General features: G+C 42.2%; 11 protein-coding genes. 4 read left to right on the forward strand and 7 right to left on the reverse strand.

Annotation, left to right across the window (positions count from 1 at the left end; translation table 11 throughout):
• From ACI882_RS17905 to ACI882_RS17915, 3 genes are all read left to right on the forward strand, one after another.
• Window positions 1-187: hypothetical protein (locus tag ACI882_RS17905; protein WP_411748587.1), on the forward strand; the 187-nt coding region annotated here is incomplete at its 5' end.
• Window positions 188-398: 211 nt separating this feature from the next.
• A complete protein-coding gene (locus ACI882_RS17910) occupies window positions 399-1,487 on the forward strand; it encodes a hypothetical protein (protein ID WP_411744388.1) in 1,089 nt (362 codons plus the stop codon).
• Between the two features lie 104 nt (window positions 1,488-1,591).
• Window positions 1,592-2,701 carry a hypothetical protein gene (locus tag ACI882_RS17915; RefSeq protein ID WP_411744387.1) on the forward strand — a complete coding sequence of 370 codons (1,110 nt, stop codon included), beginning with the start codon at window positions 1,592-1,594 and terminating at the stop codon, window positions 2,699-2,701.
• Between the two features lie 61 nt (window positions 2,702-2,762).
• Here ACI882_RS17915 and rplI read toward each other — a convergent pair whose 3' ends face one another.
• From rplI to rpsF, 4 genes are read right to left on the reverse strand one after another with little or no spacing between them, the layout of a single operon-like run.
• On the reverse strand, window positions 2,763-3,212 hold the full coding sequence (rplI, locus tag ACI882_RS17920) for a 50S ribosomal protein L9 (protein ID WP_411744386.1): 450 nt from the start codon (window positions 3,210-3,212) through the stop codon (window positions 2,763-2,765).
• A gap of 10 nt (window positions 3,213-3,222) precedes the next feature.
• Window positions 3,223-4,077 carry a hypothetical protein gene (locus ACI882_RS17925; protein WP_411744385.1) on the reverse strand — a complete coding sequence of 285 codons (855 nt, stop codon included), beginning with the start codon at window positions 4,075-4,077 and terminating at the stop codon, window positions 3,223-3,225.
• A gap of 24 nt (window positions 4,078-4,101) precedes the next feature.
• Entirely contained in the window at window positions 4,102-4,329 is a 228-nt protein-coding gene (gene rpsR, locus ACI882_RS17930) for a 30S ribosomal protein S18 (RefSeq protein WP_196157428.1), read from the reverse strand.
• Between the two features lie 14 nt (window positions 4,330-4,343).
• Window positions 4,344-4,769, reverse strand: coding sequence for a 30S ribosomal protein S6 (gene rpsF, locus ACI882_RS17935; RefSeq protein ID WP_411744384.1), 426 nt, complete (start codon window positions 4,767-4,769; stop codon window positions 4,344-4,346).
• A gap of 531 nt (window positions 4,770-5,300) precedes the next feature.
• Here rpsF and ACI882_RS17940 point away from each other — a divergent pair.
• A complete protein-coding gene (locus tag ACI882_RS17940; RefSeq protein WP_411744383.1) occupies window positions 5,301-5,795 on the forward strand; it encodes a PEP-CTERM sorting domain-containing protein in 495 nt (164 codons plus the stop codon).
• A gap of 79 nt (window positions 5,796-5,874) precedes the next feature.
• On the opposite strand, the gene ACI882_RS17945 is transcribed toward ACI882_RS17940, so the two are convergent.
• The 3 genes from ACI882_RS17945 to ACI882_RS17955 all read right to left on the reverse strand — a co-directional run.
• Window positions 5,875-8,829 (reverse strand): HD domain-containing phosphohydrolase, encoded by a 2,955-nt coding sequence (locus ACI882_RS17945; protein WP_411744382.1) that lies wholly within the window; start codon window positions 8,827-8,829, stop codon window positions 5,875-5,877.
• A 254-nt stretch (window positions 8,830-9,083) separates the two neighbouring features.
• Entirely contained in the window at window positions 9,084-9,572 is a 489-nt protein-coding gene (locus ACI882_RS17950) for a fasciclin domain-containing protein (RefSeq protein ID WP_411744381.1), read from the reverse strand.
• An 81-nt stretch (window positions 9,573-9,653) separates the two neighbouring features.
• The coding region (locus tag ACI882_RS17955; RefSeq protein ID WP_411748588.1) for a M48 family metallopeptidase at window positions 9,654-11,231 on the reverse strand (1,578 nt) is incomplete at its 5' end.

The raw sequence follows: 11,231 nt of genomic DNA on the forward strand, positions 1-11,231 counted from the left end.
TAGGGAACTGGTTCACAACTTTAGGTATTTATCTGGAGTTCATTCGCCAACGTTAATAGCTCATAATAAATACACCTTTGAGGTCTATGCGCAGCAAATCAAAATGAAGATCACCGATCTACGTCGGCAAGCAATATTTCAACATCGAATTCATTTTTGCGGAATAGAATACACTGACATTAGGTAGCTAAGATAACAATGCTACCGTCAAACTCAGTCACTTATGAAACTCATTCCTAAATTAAAGTGATATCTGGCATTCCCTTCAGTTTACGCTTAGCTTGGAACTAGTAAGTTGTTATTGAAAAACTTCTTGCTAAGGCAAATACAATAAAAATAATGCCGATTTGAAAGCTGAGTTAACGTTGTCCAGTTTTCAGCGCTTGCTGGAGAAAAGAATGTTCGCACGTAACGCTGCTGTCGCTTTAACACTAATAACCATCGGGCTAGTTTTTACATTGTGGTTAAAGTCTCGCAATGAAACACCGGCAATACCGTTGAGTTCTGCCTCAATGAGTACTGCAGTGGATGATAGTAATGAGCACACTAATACGGCACTACCGCTTTTAACTCAAAGTCTGCCAAGCCAACGCGCAAAGACCGAAACCACATTAGAAGAGCCATTGGCAGAACAGTACGACGACGTTGCCATACAATTTGCTGAGGCGATTCAATACCCCAGTGAATCACTGCCCATATTTGATCCCACCACCGTACAAAAATACATACCAAACCAATCTGCGCCCATTCGTTTTGAGGAAAACGATGTTTTACTTTCCCTTCGTAGTGATCATTTACGCTTCTCTCCAAGTCAGGCAATTACCGGTTCTGTTAGTGTGAAGGGCGAGGCTAACGCGGAGCTGAGATTAACTCTTATTCAAGCAGGACAAATTATTGCCGATATCATCGCGACACCTAGTGAGCATGAGCAACCTTTTCAATTTCCACCCCTTGGTCAGCGTTGGCAAAATGATGAACTGCAACTGGTGGCTACTTTAACCTCTAGTGCCAATGAATGGGTTGTGTCTACACCGATTCTACGTGAATATTTCGATGCAGACAGTGCTCAATTAACTAGCATAGAGCCAAGTCGAGTCGATGGTGCTTGGCTCATTATTCCGGTCAACCTGCGCGTTGAATCCCCGGGCTTTTACCGTATTGAAGCAAACCTCTATGCCGCTTCAGATAACAGACCATTACTGCATCTTACAACCGAAGGGGAGTTGACTGGGGGATCAGGACAGCTGCTTTTGAGGGCGCATATTCGTGCGCTAAAGGCAATGCAAGATGAAGGCGATTATTTACTGAAACACATTGCGTTAGAGCAAATGCCATCACCTCCTGATTTTGAGACTACGCAGGGTCTTGTGTCTCTACCTTCAATCACGATACAAGGTCATCCATTCAATGACTACACCGATGAACCCTTTCTTGATGCTGAAGCCCTGGCTAGATTAGAATTTTTACAATCAATGTCTAAGCAATAAAACGATTTTTCGAATCATGTCATCGACGCAAGCTCGGCCGATACTGATTAACCCAGGCAATGGATCATGCCTACTAAAACTAAAATAAAAATAGGTACGAAAAGATGAAGATAAAACTAAAAGCAATAAGGCTATTAACCGTTTTTTCTGTGATTTTAATTGGCTTCGCCCAGGCTGATATTGGCGGCAAAAAAGTCATTTTGATTCATGGCTTTAACCCATTTCATATAGTCTCCCCTCCCTCAGACAATGGTCAATCAGATGCTGCTGACTATTGGGAAGAAATAGACCCAGCGTTTGTTCGCCAAGGTGGTCCGAACAGCAACATAATCCATTGGCCCTCGCACAAAAGACTAACCGGCTCAGGCGGCATAATCAGCATTATCCAACCACAAATCCAAGCCTTACTGGATGAAAACTACTGTGCTAACCAATGCGTCATTGTTACACATTCAACTGGTGATTTAGTTTCCCGATTTTTGATTAAAAATAAAAATTCAATTTTCGGATCATCGCAAGCTAGCAAGTTAAAAATTGCGGCTGTGGTTGATTTAGCAGGAGCCGGCGGTGGTACCGAGCTAGCAAATTTTGGCGTAGGCGTTTCTAACGGAGTCAATTTCGGCGGCAGTATCATCAGTGGTTTATTGGAATACGCGGGCTTCTACTTTAGTTTTGGACTCAATGTAGGCGTGATGAATGACTTACAAACATCGGTGGCGCGCAACCACGCTACCAATGGCTTCCCTGCCATTCCACATTTGCGTGTTGCTGGCACAGGCAATGAAATCTTTGGCTTTGCAACCAAGCCAATAATACATGGCGCTGATGACTCGGTGGTTCCTATGCACAGTGCTTGTGGTGCTGCTTATGCCTATGGTTACGACTCCTGCAGTCGAGATACTCGCAGCGATGGCAAAATAACCTATATTAGCAATGCGCCTAGTGCGAGCCAGCTGTACGACTATCATTACCCTATTATTATGAGTGAAACGATTGCCCACAACGAAATGAAGTCCAACACGACTGGTAACAAAATGACTTCTATTCGATCTATCGAATCAGCTTATAATAGTAGCACTGTAAATAATCAAGCAATCAACATTGATGATTACGAAAAACGCGAATGGTGGGACTGGTGGTCTAAGTACCGATATATATCAGGTTCCAGCTCTAGATCTGTGTCAACTATGCTGGTGAATTCAGTAATCCAATAATCACCTATTAAACAGACATAAAAAAAGCGCACCGAGGTGCGCTTTCTTGAACCTAGTTCGTTTAAGCTTCTGCTACAACGATTAGGTGAATTTCTGATGTAACTTCAGGGTGAAGTTGCACAGCAATTTGGTATTCGCCCACAGAACGAATTGGACCATCTGGCATTTTAACTTCAGATTTCTCAATCTCTACGCCCGTTGCAGATACAAGATCAGCAACATCACGAGGACCAATAGAACCGAATAACTTGCCTTCTTCACCAGCATTAGCTGTAACAGTTAGCTCAACTTCAGCTAGCTGATCAGCACGCGCCTGTGCAGATGCCAATTTTTCTTGCTCAGCTTTTACAAGCTCAGCACGGCGATCTTCAAATAATTTTATATTGTCAGCAGTTGCAACAACCGCTTTGCCTGTAGGGAAAAGGAAATTACGAGCATAACCGCTTTTTACATTTACGGTATCGCCCAAAACGCCCATTTTACCAACTTTCTCAAGCAGGATAACTTCCATCTCGCTTACCTCATTCGTTGTTTGCCTGTGCGTTGCTTGGCAACTTTGATCGAATATCGATCATCGCATCTATAATCGCCGCACAAACTAACACCGGTACAATGATGTGATTAAACAGTATTAGCCCGATATAAACCGCCACTAACCACTGTCCACCTAATTTTGTTTTTGCTATAACTCCGTGAACTAACGCAAGACCTGCGAAAATAAACGGAATTCCAAACAGCATTACTGCTGCACGCTGTGTCATCCAAGCAATGCCGACTAACACTATCAATACAACAATTTCTTGCTTATTGAATCGCATATTCTGCCATTCAATTCGAAAACCACCTGGGTTATATAAACCCGATTGCCAGTAGCGTCCTAACAACAGCATTAAATATGATTCCAGCAACATTGACGTCATTAACAAGAATCCGGCTATTGCCTTCGAGCTTTCTAATAACTGCCACAACGGTAAACTAGAGTCACCTCCGGTTAACGCCTGCTGAACTATATTCATGATGCCGTCAATTTGATCCGTAAATAGGTTTTGCAGGCCATTGGCCAAAACAAGCGCTATTAACGAACCCACTATCAACGTATAACTCCACTTCTGCGTTGCCCTTAGCACCATGGCCAGAACAGCGACAAAAGGTAGAGCCAGTAATGGCAGCGGGATACCTGACATGAGCCAAGACACCATCGCACCTGCTAAGGCCGCGGCTAAAACGCGAGTACCGTAGGTGGCGCCATACCGTAAAGTAGTTAACGCAACCAATGCTGCGCTTAACGCGTACAACATTGGAATTGCAGCAAATAATGCTGCGAGCATGCCTGTGTGCAGCGGGCTTTTCATCGCAAAGCGTGCAAGTCCTAGCACAGTAACACCCTCCTCTTACTCAGATTACTTATGTGAATCTGTGTAAGACAACAAAGCAAGGTAGCGAGCGCGCTTGATGGCTGTTGCCAATTGACGCTGATATTTCGCACTTGTACCTGTAATACGACTAGGTACAATCTTGCCAGTTTCAGTAATGTAACCTTTCAATAGATCAACATCTTTGTAATCTATCTCAGTAATACCTTCTGCAGTGAAGCGGCAGAACTTACGACGACGGAAAAAACGTGCCATAGCTATAGCTCCTATTATTCTTCAGCCGCTGAATCATCTTCAGCAACGTCATCGGTGGCTTCATCTTCAGCGCGCGGTGCACGAGCAGCGGCCTGAGCTTCATCTTTCAATTTCTTAGCTTCAACAGATTTCATCATTGGCGATGCATCAGTTACAGCGTCTTTACGACGAATAACCATGCTACGAACGATTGCATCGTTGAAACGGAAAGTGCTCTTAAGGTCTTCAATAGTTTCGTCAGAAACTTCTACGTTTAATAGTACGTAGTGAGCCTTGTGAACATTTTGAATTGGGAAACCTAACTGACGGCGGCCCCAATCTTCTTTGCGGTGGATAGTACCGTTTGAATCTGTAACAACAGACGTATAACGGTCTACCATTGCAGGTACTTGCTCAGACTGGTCTGGATGAACCAGTAGAACGATTTCGTAATGGCGCATAAATGCTCCTTCCGGGTTAACAACCTTCTGAGGCTACGATAAACAGTACACACAGTAAGGTAAGGAGTAACGTGTTCTATAAATTAGTAAAACACAGTGTTTTCTACTCAGTTCGAGCAGAGGGCGGGCATTTTATAGAAACAAGGTGATTTAAGCAAGAGGATGCGGGTCAAACACACACGTTAGGCAAAGAAACTCATATTTTGAAAGGTAAGGATAAATTAGATTAGTCTAAGCTTACCCGCACAACCTAAGGCTAAGGCACAAGGAGAAATTATGCTGTATGTCGGTATTTTTTACACTAATCACAAATGTTTTTAGGGCTAGCTCACAAAAAAAAGCCCTAATAAGGCATTCAACTGGTCAAATAGAGCTTTAGCGTGTCGGAAACCTTTACACGCCAGAGTCATGATCTTGCTTTTTGCTCCCACTTTCATATGACAAGCCCTATAAATACAGCCTTACTGCAACATGGCCTACTCTTTGCTTACTCCTATTATTCTACTGATAGATTTATGAAAGGATTTTAAAATGAAACAAGTAAAGCTAATTTTAAGTGTTATGTTTTTTGCGCTTATCGCAAGCCCCGCGTTCAGCAATATAATTGACTCTTACTTAGTAAACACTCAGGTAAGCGGCCTAAGCCAGACAAACTACACCCATGACCTCAATGATAACGGCTTTGTTTTAGGCAGCGCACTGTCTGGCACACTTACCATTGATATCTATAATGAGAAAGAAAAATGGTATGATGCTGCTATTTTTCAAGTTGAAGATTTCGACTTTGACACGGGTGGCTTTACATTCGGTAGCTCATTTATGAACAATCTTGAGGTTAGTGCACTAGGTGCATTAAATGCAGATGGCCTATTAGATGTAACAATTTGGTCTACGGGTAGCTTCTGGATAGGTGAGTCTGTGTTATCAATCATTACTGAAGTACCTGAGCCAGCAACTTTTGGCCTAATGATGATCGGCTTACTTTCACTTGTTTTTGCACGTCGTCGTGCACAGTTTCAAGCTTAATTTAATTTTATTAAGTTAAAGCATTAAGCACATCTTTATTTATAAGGATGTGCTTTTTTTTGCCTCCACTATTTGGCCACTATTCCTGTGACGCCCGAAACTCGCTAATACTCTTGAGAATAGCCTGCTTATCTACCGGGTTATTTTGCACTTCATCCAAAAACTTATCAGCGTAGTCACGATAGACTTCTTGCTCAATAAACAACTCTAGCAATCCAGGGTCCAGATGATTGTCGCACATCATTGCGAGCATGATATGTATACTTTCGCCTAGCGTTTTTGCTCTTTTATATGGGCGATCGTTTGCCGTCAATGCTTCAAAAACGTCAGCTATGACCATGGCGCGTGACGGTAGGCTCATTTGCGCGGCCATTAGCTTCCTTGGATAGCCTTCGCCATCCATTCGCTCATGATGACCTGTGGCTATTTCAGGTATCGCTTTTAACGCAGTAGGAAGTGGGAGCTCTTCGAGCATAATGATCGTTTGAATAATATGCTCATTAATCTTAAATCGTTCTTCGGTGGTTAAAGTGCCTTTTTCTACTTGTAAGTTATACAATTCGCCACGGTCATAAAGCAGCTCAGGAACATCCATTTTGAAGCCCCAAGGGTTCCCCTCACCAAATCTATTACCCTCTGACCTGATAATTTTGTGCTCTGCTTTATTCGCCAGCAGATTTTCAATGACTGGCAGGCTTTGCGGCGGCTTGGGCTTTCGTTCTAGCTCTGCCCACGACAACCCCAACTGATCATTTAGCGTTCGGATCCAAGTCCGCTGAGAAATACCGGCCAATCTGACCTTTTTCTCATTAGACATAAACTCGGAGCCTACGTTACACGAGGCGACGAATTCAAATTCATCATCAAGCTGCGCTAACTGCTTTTCTTTAGTGGCCTCCAAATCTGCAAGCTCAGCTGATGAAACGACCTGCCCTTGCAAAGCGAGTAGATCAACCTGCTTACTATAAAACTTGGTTTCTTCATATTGCTTTAACAACTCAAAGCGAGTGCGTATTTCATCGATACGGTTTGTAATGGTTTCCAGTTTAGTCGCTTTATCGACCACAAACTCCGGGGTTGTCACTTTACCGCAGTCATGCAACCAAGAACCAATCCTAATAGCTTCCCAATCATCTTCATCTAACTGGAATTCGGCATACTCGGGCAGCATTGATGCTTCAGCCTTTGCGACTAACATCTGCGTGAGCTCTGGTACTCGCTCACAATGACCGCCAGTATAATGTGATTTTGCATCGATCGCACTGGCAATCAACTTAATAAACGAGTTAAGCAATGCTTTTTGTTGCTCATAAAGTTGATAATTCTCCAAGGCGGAGTTGGCAAACTGAGCGAAGACATTGCCAAACCTAACTTGCTTGATATCAAGCTTAGTTTCTTTTTCACTAATTAAGACAATAAGCCCTAACGGCTCTCCAACCTTAGAAGACAAAGGCAACAATAAGCATCGTGAGCGGTTGTTTAACCTAGCGAACCGTTGATCTTGGTGAATGAATCTCAAAGGGCTATTTTTTAACGCGACGGCTAATGTGTAGTCCATACCGGGTCGGTCTGACTTGTCTTTATATATTTCCTCCAAGGCTAACCGACTAATAGTTGACCAACTTTGATCTGTAACCGGAACGTGGGGTTTCGTTGAACTATCTAGTTCACTAGAAAGCAGATAGGACTCACTCTCCTGATCATAGCAATACAAACAGCCGTAAGGTGTTTCCATTGCAAGCGAAGACTCCAACAATAAGGAATTGTATAGGTCTTGATGCGACAAGCTATTTTGAATTTTTAGCGAAATATTAGAAAAACTTCGAACCGTTTTCTGCAATCTCAACATCGAATCAGCTAAAACAGATACCTCAGTAATTGGGGAATCCGTGTGTATTTTTTTAGAGAAATCGAACCCTGCTAAGTGCGCTGCTTCTTCACTTAATAGTTCAATACTTGCCGAGAGTCGCTTTGAAACTAACCAGACCATCATGAGCGCTAGTGAAATAATAATTAAGCCAACAAATAGAGAAATATAAAGCTGATTATAAGTAGAGCTGAAAACTTGCTTTGAGCTTACGATAGACAACAGAAAATAGGTCTTATTGCTGGCAGTGCTAATTACCTTACTCGATGCATACCATGACTGCCGACCCGCCTCATAAATAGTCGACCCCACTTCTAAATTACTTAACTCAGGAGATGAATACTTTGATGATTCTAAATCAGACAACAATAAAGTATCTAAACTAACCAATGAACTAAGAATTTCGGTATTATTTGAAGATATAACATTTTTATTCTGATCTAAGAGAAAGTAGTCGGCTTCTGGAAAATAGTTGATTGACCCTAGTTCGTTACCAATTTCCGACAAAGATATATCAACACCTAAAACAAAGTCATTACTGTGTTTTGCTAAAGTAATCCCTAAAACATTCTCAGTAAAATATGCATAAGGCGCTGTATGCACTATATTCTGAGATCCTTTCGCTAAACGAAACCATTCCCGAGTACGCGGATCTAAACTGTATTTTGAATCATGTGCTGCTAGATAGCTGCCTTGACTGCTCAATTCATAAAGGGACTTATTGGTAATGCCTTCTGGGCCGCGCTCAACATATTCAAGGGTATAAAATGCATCAGGTCCAAGCATGGGGTGACGATTACGATCTGCATGTCGGTATATCATAAAATCACCATCGTCCCAGCCAATATAGACGGCCATGGTATTGGCATGACGATTTAAAATGTTCGTCATAATAGGCGAAATGTTGGATCGATCCTGATCCTTCAAGCTTGAAATAACTTGCTGTTCGCTTACGCTGATCTCCACTTCAATGGGTAAAAACATAGACTTTAAGGTCACCGCTGAAAAGTCACCAATAACATCCATTGTTTGCTCGACATTTGATTTAGCTAAATCGAGACTCAACTTAAAGTTTACCGTTACAACAACCAGTCCAAACACAAGAAAAAGACTAGTAAATAGAAAAATTAGAGTTGTCTGCAGGGGTCTTTTTGTTAATACTTTCATTGTGTATGCTTCTTTAGCGATAATGATCAAACCACTTTATCGAGTGATTCCTAGAATTGATTTATTCCGCTAAAGACTAGCTGCAAAAATGATTTGGTCAAGATTTATAGATATATGAGCAATCCTTACAGTAGGGGTTATTGTTATAAGAACGGCCGGACTTAGTGATGCTAAAAATAACAAATAAAGCCTTCTGACTAAGTAGTGAGAAGGCTTTTCTAAGAAGTTCTAACAAAAATCTGAATATAGTAGAATTACTTTGTAATCACGGTATCAATTACATGAATAACGCCATTTGAAGTTTCAATGTCGGTCGCAATAACTTTAGAACCATTGACGTATACCTCACCGCCCATAACTTTAATGTTAAGCGTGCGCCCTGTAATAGTTGTTGCTTGATAAATCCCGACCACGTCTGCTGCCATTTTTTTACCGGCAATTACATGCAGACCTAAGATACCAGTGAGTGCTTCTTTATCTGCAACCAACGCATTTAATGTATCTGCTGGAATTTTAGCAAACGCTTCATCGTTAGGTGCAAATACAGTAAATGGACCTTCTTCTTTAAGCTTTGCAACTAAATCTGCAGCTTGCACAGCAGTGACTAGAGTCGTGAAGCTACCCGCAGCAACGGCAGTGTCGACAATGTCTTTTTTCATTCCGTGGCCATCCGCAAAAGCGAAGTTACCAAGTGTTAAGGTTGCGGTTACGATTGAAGCTAAGATAATTTTTGATAATTTCATGTTTTATTTCCTGTCTTTCTTGTTGGGTTCGATAGTTATACGCACGACCATTTCCAACTGGATCATAAGAAAATAAAATTTTTATACTCGGTACTCTATCGGATCAAGATAGGTAACCTTATCCTCCACTACTTCCATTACCAAGGGGGGAATTGGGCAATCAAAACATTCACCCAACACTCTTAACGCCTCATACTCTCTAAATGCAATTCTGCCATTAGATTCAACAATGTCAGCACAGGCCTGTAAAATAGTTTTTCGCCACATAAAACTAATTGATTCAAGGTTAGCTAATGCCTTGGCTACCTTATCGTAACCTACCTCTTCTAACGTACTATTCGCTTGATACTCCATTTGAAACCTAGAATAAACACTTTCACGCATTCGTTCGGCTTTCTCTTTATCGGGGTTAAGTTCAACTAAGGCGGTAAAAACAATGTCTAAATCGCTCTTAAACTGATCAATTTTAGAGCTCAATCGTTGTTGCGGTTTTGGTTTTTGGGTCTTTAAGCGCAGCTTGGTTAGCGTGAGAGTAACCCATTCGACAAAATCGATCCTGCCGTCGAGATTGGCGAGTTGCTCTAGCCGGTCGACAAACACGACTCGTTCCTGCTCAGTCATTCGCTTTAGCGATGGAATGGCCATTTCTAAAATCGGTAGCCGAAGTTGCTCATCCATTTGTTTAGTAAACGGCCACATTTTCTGCAGCGTATCAACAACCTCAGGATCAAGAGATTTTATTTCATTCAATATCCCTTGACGCTGATGGTCATTGCCGAGCAATATCTGGCAATACAAATAACTACGGGCACCCGCACTTTGGTGTACCCACATTTTAATTTGTTCAGGAATGTGCTTGTAAAGTGTTTGAGCATACTCAACATGATCAGGCGTTACTTGGCCTACCATTGCCGAAAAACTAGCAGCAGCCATGGTCGCCTCAAATACATTCGGTGCAGAACGACCGACACTTTGCTCCGCAGATTCAGTTTGTCGTCTTTTGGCTTTATTTTTAACAAGAAAATTAGGATTAACGCGCTTTATACGCTCACTCAAAGGCGGATGCGTGGATAATTTTTGAGACAAAGAAACTGATTCGCCAAAGCAAAAATGCGACATGTCTTCTGCGTGCTGATGCCCTAGCAATGAACCCTCAGTCGATTCTTTAATTTCAAACAAAGCGCCTGCTATCCCGTCTGGATTACGCGTAAATTGCACCGAACTTGCATCGGCTAAAAATTCCCGTTGCCGAGAAACGGCAGCCTTGATCATTCTACCCACCAGCACGCCGATGTAGCCGACCAGCATTAAAGCGATACCTGCGCCAATAAAGACTATTTGTAGCTTATTGTCATCTTTTGAGCGTCGACCAGAATAGAATGTTGATTCAAGGAAAAAACGACCGACCTGCCCTAAAAGAACAAGACCGCCCAGCGCCGCCATTAAACGAATGTTTAAGCGCATATCGCCATTTAAAATGTGTGAATACTCGTGGCCAATAACGCCCTGTAGTTGGTCCCTACTAAGCTGATTCAAAGCGCCGCGTGTAACGACCATCACAGCTTGATCTACTCGATACCCAGCAACAAAGGCATTAATGCCCTGTTCTTTATCCATGACATAAAGCTCAGGTACTGGCATACCTGCTGCAATCGCCAT

It is taken from the genome of Reinekea sp., from assembly GCF_046710285.1.
Classification (GTDB): Bacteria; Pseudomonadota; Gammaproteobacteria; order Pseudomonadales; family Natronospirillaceae; genus Reinekea.